Source organism: Qipengyuania aquimaris, from assembly GCF_020171965.1.
Lineage (GTDB): Bacteria > Pseudomonadota > Alphaproteobacteria > Sphingomonadales > Sphingomonadaceae > Qipengyuania > Qipengyuania aquimaris_A.
Window position 1 is genome coordinate 745001 of sequence record NZ_JAIUZK010000001.1, and the last position, 17611, is coordinate 762611.

The following is a 17611-nucleotide window of genomic DNA, read 5'->3' on the forward strand; positions in this document are numbered from 1 at the left end:
GACCTGGTGTTCGTGAACACCTACCTTATGCAGCTATTCCGTCCGCTCGATCTTCTCGGCTGGGTCTATCGCACGATCCGTCAGGGCCTGGTCGATATGGCCGCCATGTTCGACCTTATCGATACCAACGTAGAAGTGGCCGACCGGCCAGGCGCGCCTGCACTCGTCGTTCGCCAGCCCTCCATCGCCTTCGAAAAGGTTTCCTTCGGATATGACGAGGACCGGCAGATCCTGGACGAACTGTCCTTCGAGGTCCCTGCCGGAAGCCATGTCGCCATCGTCGGTCCATCCGGCGCGGGCAAGAGCACCATCGCCCGCCTGTTGTTCCGCTTCTACGATCCATTCTCGGGCCGCATCCTTATCGACGGGCAGGATATTGCAGAGGTCACGCAGGAAAGCCTGCGCGCCGCGATCGGGATCGTCCCTCAGGACAGCGTCCTGTTCAACGACACCATCGGTTACAATATCGCCTATGGCCGCGAAGATGCGAGCGAGGACGAGATTGTCGCGGCCGCGCGCGATTCCGCAATCCTGCCTTTCATCGACAGCCTGCCCGACCGGTTCGACACCGAGGTCGGCGAGCGGGGCCTGAAACTGTCCGGCGGCGAAAAGCAGCGGGTCGCGATTGCCCGCACGCTGGTGAAGAACCCGCCGATCCTTGTGTTGGACGAGGCAACCAGCGCGCTCGACACCAGGACCGAGCAGGACATCCTGCAAACGCTCGACCGGGTCAGCGAGAATCGCACCACCCTCGCCATCGCCCATCGCCTGTCGACGATTGCAAATGCCGACAGGATCCTGGTGCTCGACCACGGCCGCCTCGCAGAAAGCGGCACCCATGCCGAACTGCTGGCGCGCGACGGCCTCTATGCGGAGATGTGGGCCCGCCAGGCGGCAGAGCGCCAAACGGACCCGGTTACCTGATCATTCGCCGGCCGTGGTGAGGCTCGGCGTGGAGAGGTCGATCGCTTCGGCATCGATAACCTCGACGTCGGGCCGAATGGTCTTGAGGTCGTCGAGAAACTCGCTCGCATTGCCCACCACGATGACGGTGGCCTTCTCCGATCCGACGTAATCGGCCGCTGCCTTGGTCGCGGCTTGCGGCGAAACGGCAGCAAGACGGTCGGCATAGCGAGCGGCCTCGGCAGGCTCCAATCCGTCGAGCAGCAGGTTCGCGACGATCGAATTGAAGCCCGAGGAGGTTTCGAGACGACGGGCATAGCCGCCGCTGAGGTAAAGACGCCTTTTCCCGAGCAGCTCGTCATCGATGGCCTCATCACCCAGCCGGTCGAATTCGTTGAGGAACACCTGCACGACCTCGTCCGCAGTGCTGTTCTGCGTCTGCGCGGAAGCAATCAGCATATCCGTGCCAAGCCCGCTTCCCGCGCCGTAACTGATAGAACGCTTGGTCCGCACCTCTTCGAACAGACGCCCGCTCGAGCCGCCGCCGAGGATAGCATTGGCAATTTCGAGCGGGTGGTAATCGGCGTCCGTGCGCTCTGGCGCGCGCATGCCGGCATATACGGCCGCCTGCCCTGCATCGGGCATATTGATGACGATAGTGCGGACGGGCTCGCCCTGTCCTGTCGGATCGGCGATCTCGGCAGGCGGTGCCGCTTCCACACTCCAGCCGCCCAAGAGCATTTCGGTCAGCGAGATTGCCCGCTCGGGCGCGATGCCGCCGCTGACGATGACCTGCGTCCTTTCGGGGTGCCAGTATTCCGCGCGGTGCGCGACCAGGTCTTCGCGCGTCAGCGTCGCAAGGCTTTGCTGCGTTCCGCTGGGGATCGTGCCGAATGGCGCATCGCCATAAAGGACCGGGCGGGCAACCATGCGGGCGAGACCGCCCGGATCTTTCAATTGCACGGCGAGGCCATCGACCGCGCGCTTGCGTTCACGTTCGAACGCGTCCTGCGGGTAGTCGGCACTCGTGATGATCGCCGCCAGTACCTTGCCTGCCTCTTCCATATTGTCGACCGGTGCGGTGAGGCTGAAGAAGGAGCCTTGCGATCCCGCTGTCGCACCGAAGCTCGCGCCAAGGCTTTCCAGGCGTCGAGCGATTTCGCTTTCGTCCATCCCGCTCGCACCCTTGTCGGCAAGGGTCGCGGCCATTTCGGCGATCCCGGCCTTCGCCCGAGGATCGCTGATCGATCCGCCCGGGACGAGCACGGTCATGGTCGCAAGCGGAACATCGCCGGTTTGCGCGGCCACCACCTGGATGCCGTTGTCGAGCGTGCGCTCGACGATCTCCGCCGCCTCGACCACCGGACGCTCGCCGGGTCCGGGCACGGGGTCGCGCTCGCCTTCGGGAGCAACCGAGAGCGGTTCGCCATCGGCCGGCGGCAAGGTGCGGAACTGCGGCATCGGGACCGGATTGGCGTAGGCCGAAGGATCGTCCTCGCCAGCCGTATAGGTAATGTCCGTGCGCCTATCTTCTCTGTAATAAGCGCGCGCGACGCGCTGGACGTCCTCGACAGTAACCGCTGCAATGGCGGCCAGCCGCTTGTCAGCAAAGCCGGGATCGCCGGTGCTGACCAGCGCTTCGCCCAGTTCGAATGCGCGACCGCGGGCGGTTTCGCGCTGACGCAGGGCAGAAGCGATAAGTTCGTTCTTTGCTTCCGCAAGCTCGGCAGCGGAGACCGGCTGATCCATCATGCGCTTGCGTTCGGCGACCAGGATGGCGCGCACTTCTTCGGCATCTGCCTGCGGATTGGTAACGGCGAATTGCGCCAGCATCCCGCCTTCTTCCTGGAGATTGGCGAAATGGACCGCCTGGACCGCCTTGCCGGTGCGGACGAGGGCGGCGTGCATGCGGCTGTTGTCACCGCGCGACATGATAGCATCCATCACTTCGAGCGGCGCGGCATCGGGGTGGGTCAGCGGGGGTAGCTTCCACACGGAGCCGACCAGCGGCAGTGGAACGTTGGGGGCCGTCGCATTGACCGTGCGCGGCGCCGTGCGCTCCATCGCCACCGCGTCGACGGTTACGTCGACCGGATCGGAACGGCGCGGAATATCTGCAAAATAATCCGAGACCATCGTGCGCAGACGATCCATCTCGAAATTGCCGGCAACGATCAGCGTCGCCGTGTCCGGCCCATAGTAGGCCTGATAGAATGCGCGCGCATCGTCGAGCGTTGCAGCGTCCAGCTCCTCGATGCTGCCGATGCCGGGCCGACGATAGGGCAGCGTGTCATAGGCGCTCTCGGGAAGGACGAAACGGCTGAAGCGGCCATAGGGCGGCGCAAGCACGCGCTGGCGAAGCTCTTCCTTCACCACGTCGCGTTCCTTGTCGAAAACCTCCTGGTCGATGACGGGGAAGCCCATGCGTTCGCGGTGGGTCCACAACATCGCTTCGAGATATTCCGCGGGGACGGTCTCGTAATAATTGGTGCGGTCGGGGCTGTTCGAAGCATTGCGCGTCCCGCCTACATCGGCGGTCAGGCCGTAGATCATATTGTACGGCATGTTCCGCGTCTTGCGGCTGAGGATATGCTCGAACAGGTGTGCAAAGCCGCTGCGGCCTTCGGGGTCGAGCTTCGAGCCGACTTCGTACCACATGGAGGTAGTCACCGTGCCGGTGGAAGCGTCGGGAATGGCGATGATCTGCAGGCCGTTGTCCAGCGTCCAGCGCTCGTACTCGATGGCAGGTGCGGAGATCGCTCCGCCGGCGCCTGCATGGTCGTCGGCGATGGCCGGACTTGCAGCGAGGATCGCAAGCGTCGCTACGCCGGCGCTCAGAATGGCGGATTTCATCATGTCCCTACCCCTGTCGATTGATTTGCCCGAATCTGGCTAGCAAGCGGCAGCCTGTAAACTGACCCCGGCTCGACGGAGGGGCGAGCAGGTTCTGCGAACCACAGGACGCGGCCTGTAGCCCCGAAGGTTGTGTTGCAGCGCAACATAGGCCAAAGGGGCGTCACATGCAGGCCGCTGCCTGCCCCATTCCATGTAAGACGAACGGACAAACGCATGCTCGACCGCAGCGCGATCAAACGCGACTGGTTCTCCAACATCCGCGCAGACATCCTTGCCGGTATCGTTGTGGCCCTGGCCCTCATTCCCGAAGCGATCGGCTTTTCGATCATCGCGGGCGTCGATCCGCGCGTTGGTCTTTATGCCTCGGTCGCGATTGCCATGGTCATCGCCTTCACCGGCGGCCGCCCGGGCATGATCAGCGCGGCCACCGCCGCTGTCGCTGTGGTCGTCGTCCCGCTGGTGCGCGACCACGGGGTCGAATACCTTTTCGCAGCGACGATCCTGATGGGCATCTTCCAGGGCATTGCGGCGCTGCTGCGGCTCGACCTGCTGATGCAGTTCGTCTCCCGGTCGGTGATCACCGGCTTCGTCAACGCGCTCGCCATCCTGATTTTCATGGCGCAGTTGCCGCAGCTCGATCCGACCGCAGCGGGCATCGGCTGGATGACCTACGCGATGGTCATTGCCGCACTGGCGATGATCTACATCATCCCGAAATTCACCACCGCCATCCCCAGCCCGCTCATCGCGATCATCGTGCTGACTGCGCTGACGATCTGGCTGGATGCGCCGGTCAATACCGTATCGGACATGGGCGAGCTGCCTGAGGGCCTGCCCTACTTCGCCCTCCCCGACGTGCCGCTGACCTGGGAAACGCTCGCCATCATCGCGCCCTATGCTGCGACCATGGCCGCGGTCGGCCTGCTCGAATCGCTGCTGACCGCGCAGATCGTCGACGACATGACGCACACCGGTTCGAACAAGCGCCGCGAAAGTGCTGGACAGGGAATCGCAAATGTCGTCGCCGCCATGTTCGGCGGCATGGGTGGCTGCGCCATGATCGGCCAGTCGGTCATCAACGTGACCAGCGGTGGGCGCGGACGCCTGTCGACTTTCACGGCAGGCCTGTCGCTACTCATCCTTCTGGCAGTACTGGGCGACCTCGTGGGTCGGGTGCCGATGCCGGCCCTGGTCGCGATCATGATAATGGTGTCGATCGGGACCTTCTCGTGGAACTCGATTCCCAACATCTCCAAGCATCCGTGGCAGTCGAGCGTGGTAATGCTCGCAACCGTCGTGGTAGTTGTCGCGACGCACAACCTTGCGCTCGGCGTGCTGGCAGGTGTGATCTTGTCGGGCGTGTTCTTCACCCACAAGGTGATGACCATGTTCGAGGTGGTCCGCGAGCGCGAGGGCGACACTGCCATCTACCGCGCCAAGGGCCAGATCTTCTACGCGAGCGTCGAGCGGTTCGAAGCTGCGCTCGGCCCGGAAAGCGCCATGCCCGACCCTGCGGATCATGTGATCATCGACGTGCGCAAGGCCCACTTCTGGGACATCAGCGCCGTAGGTGCGCTCGACAAGGTGGTGGAGCGTATGCGCCGCAACGGTCGCAGCGTTCAGGTCCGCGGCCTGAACCGCGCAAGTTCGGACCTGGTCGACAAGTTCGCCCTCACCGACAAGACCGGCGTGGAAATCGGGCTGGCCCCGCACCCGTAAAGCGGATGGGGCAGGCGCGAGCTTGAGCCAGCGCCTGCCCCGTCGGCAATTACATATTCATCCGCAGCTCGCGAAGGATGTAGGTCCCCTTGATCTTGCGGATCTTGTTGTAGAGTTCGCGGACCGTCTGGTTGCTGCTTTCCATGTTGGAATTGCCCCAGGCCTCCATGAACTTGTCGTACTCGGCCTTGTCGGGATCGAGCGATTCCATGTTCGGGTAGTTGATGCGCAGGACGAGGTTCACCTCGTTGCTGCCGAAGGGCACGACATAGATCCCGTAATCGGTGATCCGGCCCATATCCTTGGCCACTTCGTTGGCTTTCACCCAGGTCGACCTCAGCCCTTCGAGGTAATAATCCAGCTGGCCTTCATCGACCTTCACATAGGTAAGTTCGATCACGGTTTCCTGGGGCGTGTAATCCTCCCAGACGTTGAGCTGGGCAGACGCCGGTGCGCTCAGAGCCAGCGTTCCCGCTGCAGCCGCAATGATCGAAGATTTGATGATACGCTTCATGTGCATTCTCCGGTTCAGGAGTTAGCGACCCTGATCCGAGGAAATGAGCGACTTGTTTTGGTGTGTTCCCCCGCCCGAATAATGCCACCGCTCAAAAACGGAGTCAAAGCGAGGGCGAGGGACCTGCTTCGAGGCCTCCGGCAGGAACCTAACCGTCTTGCTAGTCGACTGGAATCACACCCTTTCGGCGAGATACTCTGGCCATCGCACCGGCAATCAGGAGTGTCGGGCCGCCAGATTCTGGAGAATGAGAATCGCTTCGGCACTTCTGGCGGCAGGCACAAAGGCATGATCGTGGTTCAAGGCGGCGACCATGTTGCAGGCAATGCCCGCCTCGGCCAGCGCGGTCGCAACTGCGGCGGTAAGTCCCACGCCTTCAAGGTCGGAATAGACCTCCAGCGTGATCCGCGCCATGTCGGCGCCATCCATATCGGCCTGGTCGGCAATCGCCGCCGGGACGATTGCAGAGACACCTTCTTCTTCGCGAAACGTGGCGATCGCCGCGCCAAGCAATTGCGGGGCGTTCGACGGTTCGATCTGCACATAACGATAACGGTCCGGGTCCAGCCGCGGCGATAGCTGCTTGAGCATCGCGGCAAGATCACGGACCGTTTCGCGCGTCACAGGATGTACTTGCTGAGGTCGGTGTCGCCGGCGAGATCGTCGAGCCGTTCGCGAACATAGGCGGCATCGACCGTTATGGTCTCGCCCGTGTGCTCTTCCGCTTCGAAGCTGATATCTTCCAGCAGTCGCTCCATGACCGTCTGCAAGCGGCGGGCACCGATATTCTCGACGCTTTCGTTCACCCGTGCGGCGATCTTGGCCACTTCGGCAATCGCATCTTCGGTTATGTCGAGGGTGACGTCTTCCGTGCCGATCAGCGCGCGGTACTGGTCCACCAGGTTCGCCCGGGTTTCGGTCAGGATGCGCACGAAGTCCTCTTCGGTCAGTGCGCGCAATTCGACGCGGATCGGCAGGCGGCCCTGCAGTTCGGGCAGCATGTCGGAAGGCTTGGCGACGTGAAATGCGCCGCTGGCGATGAAGAGCACGTGATCGGTTTTCATCGGACCGTATTTGGTCGCGACCGTCGTGCCTTCGATCAGCGGCAGCAGATCGCGCTGGACGCCTTCGCGACTGACCGAGCCGCCGCGCACGTCGCTGACCGCGATCTTGTCGATCTCGTCGAGGAAGACGATGCCGTTGGTTTCCGCATTCTCCAGCGCGACGCGGTGCACGTCGTCCTGGTCCATGCGCTTTTCGGCTTCTTCTTCGACCAGCTTGTCCCAGGCATCGGGGACCTTGAGCTTGCGGCGCTTGGTCGGTGCCTTGCCCATGGCTTTGCCGAGCATGTCGGAAAGGTCGATCATGCCGACATTGCCCGGCATGCCGGGAATTTCCATGTTGCTGGTCGGCTGGTCCTTCACGTCGATTTCGACTTCGGTGTCGTTCATCGCGTTCTGGACGATGCGCTCGCGAAAGGCCTCGCGTGTCGCTTCGCTGGCATTCTCTCCGACAAGCGCGTTGAGCAGGCGGTCCATGGCCGCTTTGCTGGCTGCCTCCCGCACCGCTTCGCGGCGGCGTTCCTTCTCGAGGCGGATCGCTTCTTCGACCAAATCGCGTGCGATCTGTTCGACGTCGCGGCCGACATAGCCGACCTCGGTGAACTTGGTTGCCTCGATCTTCACGAAAGGCGCTTCGGCCAGCTTGGCAAGGCGACGGCTGATCTCGGTCTTGCCGCAGCCGGTCGGGCCGATCATCAGGATGTTCTTCGGCGTCACCTCGTCGCGCAAATCCGCATCGAGGCGCTGCCGACGCCAGCGGTTGCGCAGGGCCACGGCCACGGCGCGCTTGGCGTCCTTCTGGCCGATGATGTGTTCATCCAGCGATCCGACGATCGCCTTGGGTGTCAGATTGTCCATGAAATCTCTCAGACCTCTTCGAGGGTCACATTGCCATTGGTGAAGACGCAGATGTCCGCGGCGACCTGCATCGCCTTGCGCGCAATCACTTCAGGGTCGTCTTCATATTCGGCGATCGCCTTGGCAGCGGCGAGTGCGTAATTGCCGCCCGATCCGATGGCCGTGATGCCGCCTTCGGGTTCCAGCACGTCACCATTACCGGTGAGGACGAGGAGGTTTTCCTTGTCCGCCACGATCATCAGGGCTTCGAGATTGCGCAGGTACTTGTCCGTGCGCCAGTCCTTGGTCAGTTCGACCGCAGCGCGCAGAAGCTGCCCGCTGTATTGCTCGAGCTTCTTTTCGAGCCGTTCGAACAGGGTGAAGGCATCTGCCGTCGCCCCGGCGAACCCGGCGACGACTTTGCCGCCTTCACCGATCCGCCGGACCTTGCGGGCATTGGGCTTCATCACCGTGTTGCCCATGGAGACTTGGCCGTCCCCGGCAACGACGATCCTGTCGCCCTTGCGTACGCCGATTATCGTGGTGCCATGCCATTGGGTCAGCCCGTGGCGATTGTCTTGTTCACTCATGCCGCCGGATATGGGGTGCCGAGCGAAGGGGTCAAGCGATCAGCGACCCGGACCGCCCTGACCGCCAAGACCCGGCTGGCCGACCGTGCCGATATTGCCGAACAGGTCTTCAAGGAAGCCACGCTCGCGGCCGAGGGTCGGCGTCTCGTCGCCATCGGGCGAGAGGTAGACCACCTTTTCGATACCGCTGCGGTCGGCGGACACGACATTGCCTGCCGCATCGAACTTGACCGCCAGCACCTGGTGCTCGCGAATGGTGGGACGCACGAAGGGTTTGCGACCCGTGGTGCTCGACACGTAATACCAAGTCGGCTCGCCGTACTGGCTGGTAAAGGTCGGCCGGCCGAGGGTGTCTTCCACGCTGCGCTGGTTGTCGATGCCGGGCTGGACCGTGCCGAGCAGCAGCGAATCGACGATGTAGCCGCGCGGCTCGCGAATCGACGAGCAGGCAGTCGTTGCGAGACCCGCTGCGAGAATGGCAGCGATACCGAAAATCTTGGACCTGTTCATGGGAACAGCATGTCTCCATCCTGGTGCGCGCTTGGCGTGTTCGCCAGCGCATCCTATATGCGGCTCACGCCCTAAACCGAAAGGCGCGCGCCTTGCAACGTGCGTATCGCGAACCGGTGGGGATGGCGGCTTGAATTGCCGCTGAACGATAGTCGAAGAAAGCGCTTTACCCGATGACCTTTTTTGCCCGCCTGTTCGGCACCCAGGAAGACCCGCGCGAGCAATGGCGCCCGCTGTGGCACCGCGTGGTCGAGGAAGCCCGCGACCCCGACTGGTACCGCATGTGCGGAGTGGCCGACACGCTGGAAGGCAGGTTCGACATGGTCACGCTGGTCCTAAGCCTTGCGATCCTGAGGATGGAAACGGACGAAGACCTTGCGCCGCACACCGCGCTTCTGACCGAATTGTTCGTAGAAGACATGGAAGGCCAGCTGCGCGAAGCCGGCATCGGCGATCCGACGGTCGGCAAGAAGATCGGCAATTTGATGAGCAGCATGGGCGGCCGCCTTGGCGCCTACCGCACAGCGCTCGCCGCCGAAGACCGTGTCGCGCTGGCTGATGCTTTGAGGCGCAATGTCACCATGTCCCAGGAAGACGAGGCCGAAGCTCTCGCCGAACGCATGATCCGCCTGCACAAGCGGCTCGCGCGGACAGATGCGGCGCAGCTTCGCGCAGGGGAGTTCGCCGCGTGAGCGCTGCCGAACTCTCCCGCCCGATCAAGCCGCGCGCCCTGCCTACCGGCATCATGACCGTCGAGGCGGACGAGGCAGAACGCGCCGCGCTGGCCAGTCGTTTCGGGATCACCGCGATCCACGGCCTCACCGCGGAGGTCGAGTTTGGCGAAAAGGACGGAGCGGTGCTGGCGGAGGGAAAACTGGCCGCCACGCTCGAACAGCCCTGTGCCGTGACGCGGGAAGACTTCACCTACGAAGTGTCGGAAACCTTCTCGCTGCGCTTTGTGCCCGAAGGCCGGATTGGCGAGTACGAGGAAGACGCGGAATTCGAACTCACCGAAGACGATCTCGACGAGATCGAATACGATGGCGACAGTTTCGACCTGGGTGAAGCGATCGCTCAGGAACTCGCTCTTGCCATCGATCCTTACCGCGAAGGCCCCGGCGCCGAAGAAGCGCGCGAGGAAGCGGGCATCGAAAGCGACGAGAACCGTAAGCCCAGCGGACCGCTGGCCGACGCATTGGCCGCGCTCAAGAAGTAAGCGGCGCATGAAAAAGGGCCGCACGGTGGCGGCCCTTTTCAAATCGTGGCGTTCTCCAGCTCAGAACGGGATGTCGTCGTCCAGATCGTCGTAGTTCGATCCGCCGCCGGAACCGCCACCCTGCGAGCCGCCCGACGAACCGCCGCCGCTGCGCCAGTTGTCGCCGCCGCCCGAGGACTGGCCGCCGCCCTGGTCCCAGCTGGAACCGCCGCCACCGCCGCCGCGATTACCGCCTTGCGCACCGTCGAGCATGGTCAGCGTGCCATTGAGGCCGCGCAGCACGATTTCGGTAGAGTAACGGTCATTACCGCTCTGGTCCTGCCACTTGCGGGTCTGGAGCTGGCCTTCGATGTAAACCTTCGAACCCTTGCGCAGGAAACGCTCGACCACCCCGATCAGACCTTCGGAGAAGATCGCGACGGTGTGCCATTCGGTGCGTTCCTGGCGTTCGCCGGTATTGCGGTCCTTCCACGTTTCGCTGGTCGCGATGCGGAGGTTGGCGACCTTGCCGCCGTTCTGGAAGCTGCGGATTTCCGGGTCTGCGCCCAGGTTTCCGATCAGCATGACTTTGTTGAGGCTACCGGCCATCGAATCGTTCCTTCGTAACTGTTAGCCGTGGCCTAACCGAGCGAGCGCACAGGTTCTAGGTCGCAGGCGAGGTTTCCACCGAAGCGGAGCTAAAGACCTGCTGCCGTCGCGATCCAGTAGGTCGCCCCGGCGGACAGCCAGGCGAGCGCGAAGAGGTATACCACCATGACGGTCGGCCACTTCCATCCGTTCGTCTCGCGCCGCGCGACGGCAATGGTCGAAAGGCATTGCGGGGCGAACACGAACCAGGCGAGGAATGCCAGCGCGGTCGGCAGGCTCCACAGCGCAGCGATTTTCGCGGTCACGCCCTCGGCGGCGATGTCCTCGTCCTCTGCATCCACGGTATAGGTCGTCGCGAGGGCGGACACGGCGACTTCCCGGGCGGCCAGCGCCGGAATGACGGCAAGGCTCATTTCGCGGTTGAAGCCCACCGGTTCGAGCACGGGATGCAATGTGTCCGCCACCGCGCCTGCAAGGCTTGCGTCGAGCTGGCTTTCACCCGACTCCGCCTTGGGGAAGCTGAGCAGCACCCACAGCGCGATCGTGGCGACGAAGATGATCGTACCGGCGCGACGCAGGAATACCCAGGCGCGCTGCCACAGGCCGATGGCAAGGTCCTTGAGGCGCGGCAGCTGGTAGCGCGGCAGTTCCATGATGAACCCCGACGCCGCGCCTTTGGTCACCGTGCTGCGCAATACGAGCGCGACGACCATCGCACCCACAATGCCTGCTACATAGAGCGCGAACAGGACAAGGCCCTGGAGGCCGATACCCGGCCCTACCGTCGTCTGAGGAATGACCGCGGCGATGACCACGGCATAGACGGGCAGGCGCGCCGAGCAGGTCATCAGCGGCGCGATCAGGATGGTGGTCAACCGGTCCTTGGGATCGGAGATCGAGCGCGTCGCCATGATGCCGGGAATGGCGCAGGCGAAACTGGAAAGAAGCGGGATGAAGCTGCGACCCGAAAGGCCGACAAGTGCCATGAGCCGGTCCATCAGGAACGCGGCGCGCGCCATGTAGCCGCTCGCTTCCATCACGAGGATGAAGAAGAACAGGATCACGATCTGGGGCAGGAAGACGACCACAGATCCGACACCCGCAAGTACGCCTTCGACGAGGAAATCCCGGAATAGTCCTTCGGGCAGCCGCTCTGAAACCACGCTCGAAATCGCGCCGACCCCGCCTTCAAGCGCATCGGCGAAGGGGGTGGCCCAGGCGAAGACGGCTTGGAAAACCACGAACAGCAAGCCGAACAGTATGACCGGCCCGATCCAAGGATTGAGAAGAATGCGATCGACACCGTTCTCGATGGTGTGGCGGGTCGACTTCGAGAGGATCGCGCTGCGGGCAATGTGCTTGGCCGTCAAACGCCGTTCGGGCAGAGTCAGATGCCAGCGCGTGTGCGCTTCTTCGTCTGCATGGCTGCGTGCTTCCGCGATCGCGTCGGTCAGCTCCGCAATGCCCTTGCGGCGCACGGCGACGGTCGGCACCACGGGCACACCGAGCGCTTCGGACAGCGCTTCGGGATCGAGGGTCAGTCCGTCGCGCTCGGCAAGGTCGACCATGTTGAGCGCCACAACTGTGGGCTTGCCCAGTTCCAGCACCTCTTGCGCGAACACGAGATGCTGTTCCAGATTTGCTGCATCCAGGACGAGGATCAGCACATCGGGCGCCGCTTCCCCGTCGAAAACGCCCTTCACCACATCGCGGGTGACGGCTTCGTCAGGGCTCGCCGCATCGAAGCTGTAGGAGCCGGGAAGATCTAGCAATTCGACCGGCGCACCACTGGGCAAGGTAAGGCGCCCTGCCTTACGCTCGACCGTCACGCCGGCGTAATTGGCGATCTTCTGCCGCGCGCCGGTAAGCGCGTTGAACAGGGCCGACTTGCCCGAATTGGGGTTGCCGACCAGCGCCGCTGTACGTTTCGCACTCATGCCGCTTCCACCTCGATGGCGCGGGCATGGATGCGGCGGATGGCGATGGTCATGTTGCCGAGGCTGAGCGCCAGCGGATCGCGCCCACCGAAGACGCCGCGATGCACGACCGCGATCTCCGCGCCTTCGTCAACGCCAAGCGCCTTCAGCCGCTTGCCTTCGTCTTCGGCCAGACCGGCCCAGTCGACGGCGACAATGCGCGCCGGTTTTCCGCTGTCGAGAACGTCCAGAGTCATGCTGCCGCCCCTGTCAGAGCGCACGGCTAATTGCAACTGGTTATCAATAGCGCCTTAGCGCGCGGGATAGCGCAGGCGACCGAGGAAGCGCGACAGGCTGAAGCTTTCACGGTCCGGGTTCAGCCATTTGGCCTTCACCTTTTCAAACTTCATCACGCCTTCGATCCGGCGATCGAGGAAAGCCTTTGTTTCCGCCTTGCCCTCGCTGTCGTCCTCCACGAACACCGCGATAGTGGCCCCATAGAGCGAGGCGAGGATCGCCCGCTTGGTATAGTGATTGTAATCGGTCGCCGTATCGCCAGCGAGACGCCACATCAAATCGGCGGTCTGCCAACCGCGCTTGGCCGAAGCAGGGGCATTCTGCGGCATAGCCATGATTGCGAGCGCACGGCGAAGGGCCTCTTCCTGTCCAGCCACGGCGTCCAGCCGGAACTGGACGAGGCTCCGGATTCGTTCGCGGATCTTCATCTGCGCGACCTTCTCTTCCGGGAAGGCGGCTGCCATCGCCATGTCGACTGCCTCGATCCAGGCAAAAACCATATCGATGGCACCGCCCTTGAAAGCGAGGCGCGCGACATCGATGTCCGCGCCCATCTGGTCGGCAGCCATTTCGAGGGCCGCATCGCTCCAGCCGTCGAAAATCGCTGCATCTGCAATGGCCGGGGCCAGCGCGAGCCTGAGCTCGTCCAGCGTGAGATCGGCGATATCGGGCGCTTGCGTATCGTCCATCAGCTGGGCCCGTAGGTTTCAGGTTCGGCTTCGCGCGCGGTTTCGGCCTTCTCGATGGCAGCCATCACCTTTTCGTTCGAGGCGAGCAGCTTGGCATAGTCGCGGGCCGTGCGGCCGCTGTTGTCGGTCCGGTCGAGATTGGCTCCTGCTTCGATGAGAACCTCGATCATGCCGGTGTCGCGGCGATGGATCGCAGTCATCAGGGGGGTCTCGCCGGTTGAATTGGCGACATCGACATTGGCCCCGCCCTTGATCAGCCGCGCGACGCCTTCGATGAAGCCCAGTTGCACGGCGATCTGGAGCGGCGTGACGCCGTTGTTGTCCGCAATATTCGGATTCGCACCGCGTTGCAGCAGGAAGCGCACCCACGTGAGGTCGCGCCGCTGGACGACCGCGTGCATGGCGGTTTCACCCGTGGTGATTTCGCGCGCATTGACGATCGTGCTGCCCGGCTGGTCGAGCAGGGCAGTCGCCTCGGTCCCGTCACGGTCGCGCACCGCCTTGATGAACTTGTACCCATCAGACTGCCCCTGCGCGGCAAGCGGCGTCGCCACCAGGCTCGCCATGCCGATGGTGAGGGTCAGGAAACGAGTGACCGGATTTACGCGCACCTTAGGGAACTCCCGTGATTTTCCGTCTGAGAACAGGCTGCATGCCCTTGAATGCGGGCGCTTAGCAGACCATGAACCAACCTGTCATGCCCTACAAGTTTCCCGCCGTATTGGCCGCGCTCCTCCTGACCGCCTGCAACGCCCAACCCGCTGAAGAACCGCCCCTGGCAGGCGCGGCTCTTGGCGGCGATTTCACGCTGACCGGAGAAGACAATTCGCAGGTGAGCTGGAGCGACTTCGACGGCATGTACCGCATCGTCTATTTCGGCTATGCCTTCTGCCCGGACGTATGCCCCACCGACGTGCAGCGCGCCATGGCGGGTCTCAAGCAATTCGAGGCGAGCGAGCCGGAACTCGGCGCTCAGATCCAGCCCCTGTTCGTGACTATCGATCCGGCCCGCGATACGCCGGAGGTCGTCGCGGAATTCACCGACGCTTTCCACCCCCGCCTGATCGGACTGACCGGTTCGCCCGAGGAAGTGAAGGCCGCAGCAGACAAGTTCGCCGTATACTATGCACGCGGCGCAGATAGCGAAGCGGGCGGCTACCTTATGGATCACTCCAATATCACCTACCTGTTTGGCCCTGCTGGCGACCCGATCGCCATGCTGCCGACCGACGAGGGGCCAGATGCTGTGGCCGCGGAATTGGCGAAATGGGTGCGTTGAGGGACCGTTTCTGGGAGCTTCCGCTGGCGAAGCTTAACCAGGAAGAGTGGGAAGCGCTGTGCGATGGCTGCGGGCGCTGCTGCCTGCACAAGGTCGAATACGAGGATACCGGCGAGATCGAGGAGACGAATGTCGCCTGCACCTTGCTCGATTGCTCGACGGCGCGCTGCAAGGACTACAAGAACCGCAAGGCTTTCGTGCCGGACTGCCTGCGCCTCACGCTCAAGCTGGTCGACAAGGTTCCCTGGCTCCCCGACACCTGCGCCTATCGCCGCCGCGCCGACGACCGTCCATTGCCGAGCTGGCATTACCTGGTTTCAGGCGATCGCGAGGCCGTGGTTGCCGCGGGGGTATCCGTGGCGGGCCGCGTAATCAGCGAGGACGAGGCAGGCCCGCTCGAACACCACATCGTCGAGTGGGGTGACGGCGAGGAGGAGGCCGCGTGATCGAATGGCTCCGGTCCGAAGCGCTTGAGCCGGCTATCGAACTTGGCGGCCGGAAGATACCCATAGAACTGCGTCGTCATGCGCGTGCCAAACGGCTGACGCTGCGCCTCGCCCCCGATGGAAAGGCCGTGCTCATCACCTTGCCGCGATGGTGTGCCAGCAAGGAAGCTATCGCATTCGCCCATGCCCGTGCGGCGTGGCTGCAAGCCCAGCTCGACAAGGTGCCCAAGGCCTTCGATCCTGCTGCCAGCCGCCTGCTACCCTACAAGGGCGGCGAGATTGCAATCGACTGGCGTGAAGACGCGCCGCGCAGGCCGACGCTGGAAGCAGGCACGCTGCGCCTCGGGGGGCCGGAAGAAACACTCGGCAAGCGTTTGCAGCGCTTTCTCGAAACCGAAGCACAATCCCATTTCGCCGATGATGCCGCATTTTATTGCGGGCGCGCCGCACTGCCCGTCGCACCCGTCAAGCTGACGCGTGCGAGACGCCGGTGGGGCAGCTGTTCGAGCGAGGGCGTGCTGCGCCTCAACTGGCGGCTCATCATGGCCCCCGATTTCGTCCGCCGTTCCGTCGTCGCGCATGAAGTCGCCCATCTCGTCCATTTCGACCACAGCGGGGCGTTCCACGCCTTGCTCGACGAGCTCTTCGAGGGCGACATCGAACAGGCCAATCGCTGGCTGTCAGCCAGCGGGCGCAAACTCTATGCCTGCTTCACCTAGCGCCGGGCGCACAAGCCTACTATCTGTGTAGCATGCGCTATTTTCGCAGAGTGAACCCCGTCGGGGGCATTTCCGATTTCTGGAGCTATATCCGGCAGCCGCAGCCCTATCGCTGGGCGTTCTTGCTGGTATCGCTGCTCGCCTGTCTCGGTCTCATTTCCATCCTGACGCACGAGCGGGTGTTCATGCCGCCGGAACAACCCGAGGTAGAGTATATCCGCACCTTCGCGGCCGACCGGACGGACGAGGAAATTCGCCAGTCGAATCTCGAAAACCAGCGCCTGAAGGAAGAACGCCAGGCCGAACTCGACCGGATCGAAGAAGAAAAACGCGATCTCTATCGCCGTGTCGGAGCGGCAACCGGCGTCGATACGACCGCTGCCGAGGCGAAGGCCGAAGCGGAACGCGCCGCTGCCGAGCAGGCCGAGCGCGAACGGCTGGAGCGTCTCTTCGGCGAGCAGAACCAAGACACGGATGCAACGGTTGTCGACCAGGGGGAATGATACCCGCTGGCTGAATGCAACAGCGCGTCTGGCCGCGCGCGGACGCCCCGTGTCGCGCCCGAATCCGGCCGTCGGTTGCCTGATTGTAAAGGAAGGGACAGTCGTCGGTCGCGGGTGGACCCGCGCCGGCGGGCGACCCCACGCCGAGGCTGCCGCACTGGGCGAAGCCGGAGACTTGTCAGCTGGCGCGACTGCTTACGTTACGCTTGAGCCGTGCGCCCATGTCTCGCCGCGCGGTCCTGCATGTGCCGATCTGCTTCGCAAAGCGGGCGTTGCCCGTGTGGTAGTCGGCTCGCCCGACCCGGATCCGCGCACTGCAGGAGAAGGTGTCGCAAGATTACGCGATGACGGGATCGAAGTGGATATACTCCCCACGCCCGAGGTCGGGGACAGCCTTGCCGGATATCTGACCCGTGCGCGCCTTTCCCGCCCGTTCGTGACGCTCAAGCTCGCCGTCTCGCTGGATGGCCAGATCGCAACCGCTTCGGGCGAGAGCCAGTGGATCACCGGCGAGGTCGCTCGCGCGCACGTCCATTCCCGCAGAGCCATGCACGACGCCATTCTGGTCGGAGGAGGCACGTGGCGCGCGGACCAGCCGAGGCTTGATGTTCGCCTGGCCGGCCTTGAGCACCAGTCTCCACGCCGCGTCTTGCTATCGCGCGGCATTGCGCCCGACGGCGTCACCGTCATCAACACCCCTTCGCAGATCGACCGCCTGGACGAAGTGCAATATCTCTATGTCGAAGGCGGCGCCCAAACGGCCGGCAGTTTCCTTGCAGAAGACCTCGTCGACCGCATCGAGCTTTACCGCGCACCGATCCTGATCGGCGAAGGCCGCTCGGCCTTGGGAGACATCGGCCTCGAGGGCCTCGCGGATGCACACGGACGCTGGACACTGACCGATCGCCGCCAGCTTGGCAGCGACAGCTTCGAGGCTTACAGCCGCTCGCGCTCAGAGGAGAATTGAC

The 17611-nt window shown here is 63.5% G+C and carries 20 protein-coding genes (1 of these 20 only partly in view); 9 read left to right on the forward strand and 11 right to left on the reverse strand.

Annotation, left to right across the window (positions count from 1 at the left end):
• Window positions 1–924 carry the 3' portion of an ABCB family ABC transporter ATP-binding protein/permease gene (locus LCM24_RS03580; protein ID WP_224802779.1) on the forward strand. Its footprint begins 891 nt before the window's first position, so only the last 924 of its 1815 coding nucleotides appear in the window; its start codon lies off the left edge, out of view; its stop codon occupies window positions 922–924.
• Here the strand turns inward: LCM24_RS03580 and LCM24_RS03585 are convergent, their stop codons facing one another.
• Window positions 925–3759, reverse strand: coding sequence for a M16 family metallopeptidase (locus LCM24_RS03585; protein ID WP_224802780.1), 2835 nt, complete (start codon window positions 3757–3759; stop codon window positions 925–927).
• Between the two features lie 213 nt (window positions 3760–3972).
• Between LCM24_RS03585 and LCM24_RS03590 the strand changes: the two genes are divergently transcribed.
• Window positions 3973–5478, forward strand: a complete 1506-nt coding sequence (locus LCM24_RS03590; RefSeq protein WP_224802781.1) for a SulP family inorganic anion transporter — start codon at window positions 3973–3975, stop codon at window positions 5476–5478.
• Between the two features lie 49 nt (window positions 5479–5527).
• On the opposite strand, the gene LCM24_RS03595 is transcribed toward LCM24_RS03590, so the two are convergent.
• From LCM24_RS03595 to LCM24_RS03615, 5 genes are all read right to left on the reverse strand, one after another.
• Window positions 5528–5992, reverse strand: coding sequence for a hypothetical protein (locus LCM24_RS03595; RefSeq protein ID WP_224802782.1), 465 nt, complete (start codon window positions 5990–5992; stop codon window positions 5528–5530).
• 216 nt (window positions 5993–6208) lie between these two features.
• Window positions 6209–6616: an ACT domain-containing protein gene (locus tag LCM24_RS13065; protein ID WP_224802783.1), complete on the reverse strand. Its 408-nt coding sequence runs from the start codon at window positions 6614–6616 to the stop codon at window positions 6209–6211.
• Window positions 6613–7911 carry an ATP-dependent protease ATPase subunit HslU gene (gene hslU / locus LCM24_RS03605; RefSeq protein WP_224802784.1) on the reverse strand — a complete coding sequence of 433 codons (1299 nt, stop codon included), beginning with the start codon at window positions 7909–7911 and terminating at the stop codon, window positions 6613–6615. Before hslU ends, LCM24_RS13065 begins: the two co-directional genes overlap by 4 nt.
• 8 nt (window positions 7912–7919) lie before the next feature.
• Window positions 7920–8480, reverse strand: a complete 561-nt coding sequence (gene hslV / locus LCM24_RS03610; RefSeq protein WP_090480438.1) for an ATP-dependent protease subunit HslV — start codon at window positions 8478–8480, stop codon at window positions 7920–7922.
• Between the two features lie 39 nt (window positions 8481–8519).
• On the reverse strand, window positions 8520–8990 hold the full coding sequence (locus tag LCM24_RS03615) for an outer membrane protein assembly factor BamE (RefSeq protein ID WP_090480435.1): 471 nt from the start codon (window positions 8988–8990) through the stop codon (window positions 8520–8522).
• Between the two features lie 173 nt (window positions 8991–9163).
• On the opposite strand from LCM24_RS03615, the gene LCM24_RS03620 reads away from it, so the two are divergent.
• The gene (locus tag LCM24_RS03620) at window positions 9164–9682 is read left to right on the forward strand and encodes a ubiquinol-cytochrome C chaperone family protein (RefSeq protein ID WP_224802785.1); all 519 of its coding nucleotides are present in this window, start codon (window positions 9164–9166) and stop codon (window positions 9680–9682) included.
• Window positions 9679–10206, forward strand: a complete 528-nt coding sequence (locus LCM24_RS03625; RefSeq protein WP_224802786.1) for a YceD family protein — start codon at window positions 9679–9681, stop codon at window positions 10204–10206. The genes LCM24_RS03620 and LCM24_RS03625 overlap by 4 nt, the downstream gene beginning before the upstream one ends.
• A gap of 60 nt (window positions 10207–10266) precedes the next feature.
• On the opposite strand, the gene ssb is transcribed toward LCM24_RS03625, so the two are convergent.
• The 5 genes from ssb to LCM24_RS03650 all read right to left on the reverse strand — a co-directional run bounded on the left by ssb (window position 10267) and on the right by LCM24_RS03650 (window position 14307).
• Window positions 10267–10794 carry a single-stranded DNA-binding protein gene (gene ssb / locus LCM24_RS03630; protein ID WP_090480427.1) on the reverse strand — a complete coding sequence of 176 codons (528 nt, stop codon included), beginning with the start codon at window positions 10792–10794 and terminating at the stop codon, window positions 10267–10269.
• An 89-nt stretch (window positions 10795–10883) separates the two neighbouring features.
• Entirely contained in the window at window positions 10884–12731 is a 1848-nt protein-coding gene (gene feoB, locus LCM24_RS03635) for a ferrous iron transporter B (protein ID WP_224802787.1), read from the reverse strand.
• Window positions 12728–12967 (reverse strand): FeoA family protein, encoded by a 240-nt coding sequence (locus LCM24_RS03640; protein WP_224802788.1) that lies wholly within the window; start codon window positions 12965–12967, stop codon window positions 12728–12730. Before LCM24_RS03640 ends, feoB begins: the two co-directional genes overlap by 4 nt.
• Window positions 12968–13021: 54 nt before the next feature.
• Window positions 13022–13696, reverse strand: coding sequence for a COQ9 family protein (locus LCM24_RS03645; RefSeq protein WP_224802789.1), 675 nt, complete (start codon window positions 13694–13696; stop codon window positions 13022–13024).
• Window positions 13696–14307 (reverse strand): ankyrin repeat domain-containing protein, encoded by a 612-nt coding sequence (locus LCM24_RS03650; protein ID WP_224802790.1) that lies wholly within the window; start codon window positions 14305–14307, stop codon window positions 13696–13698. Before LCM24_RS03650 ends, LCM24_RS03645 begins: the two co-directional genes overlap by 1 nt.
• Window positions 14308–14378: 71 nt before the next feature.
• Between LCM24_RS03650 and LCM24_RS03655 the strand changes: the two genes are divergently transcribed.
• From LCM24_RS03655 to ribD, 5 genes are read left to right on the forward strand one after another with little or no spacing between them, the layout of a single operon-like run.
• Window positions 14379–14975 carry an SCO family protein gene (locus LCM24_RS03655; protein ID WP_224802791.1) on the forward strand — a complete coding sequence of 199 codons (597 nt, stop codon included), beginning with the start codon at window positions 14379–14381 and terminating at the stop codon, window positions 14973–14975.
• Window positions 14963–15421, forward strand: coding sequence for a YcgN family cysteine cluster protein (locus tag LCM24_RS03660; RefSeq protein WP_224802792.1), 459 nt, complete (start codon window positions 14963–14965; stop codon window positions 15419–15421). Before LCM24_RS03655 ends, LCM24_RS03660 begins: the two co-directional genes overlap by 13 nt.
• On the forward strand, window positions 15418–16140 hold the full coding sequence (locus tag LCM24_RS03665; protein WP_224802793.1) for a M48 family metallopeptidase: 723 nt from the start codon (window positions 15418–15420) through the stop codon (window positions 16138–16140). The genes LCM24_RS03660 and LCM24_RS03665 overlap by 4 nt, the downstream gene beginning before the upstream one ends.
• Window positions 16141–16172: 32 nt before the next feature.
• Window positions 16173–16643, forward strand: coding sequence for a hypothetical protein (locus LCM24_RS03670; protein WP_090480406.1), 471 nt, complete (start codon window positions 16173–16175; stop codon window positions 16641–16643).
• Complete coding sequence (ribD, locus tag LCM24_RS03675) at window positions 16615–17610, forward strand: bifunctional diaminohydroxyphosphoribosylaminopyrimidine deaminase/5-amino-6-(5-phosphoribosylamino)uracil reductase RibD (RefSeq protein ID WP_224802794.1); 996 nt, start codon at window positions 16615–16617, stop codon at window positions 17608–17610. The genes LCM24_RS03670 and ribD overlap by 29 nt, the downstream gene beginning before the upstream one ends.
• Window position 17611 lies beyond the last annotated feature (1 nt).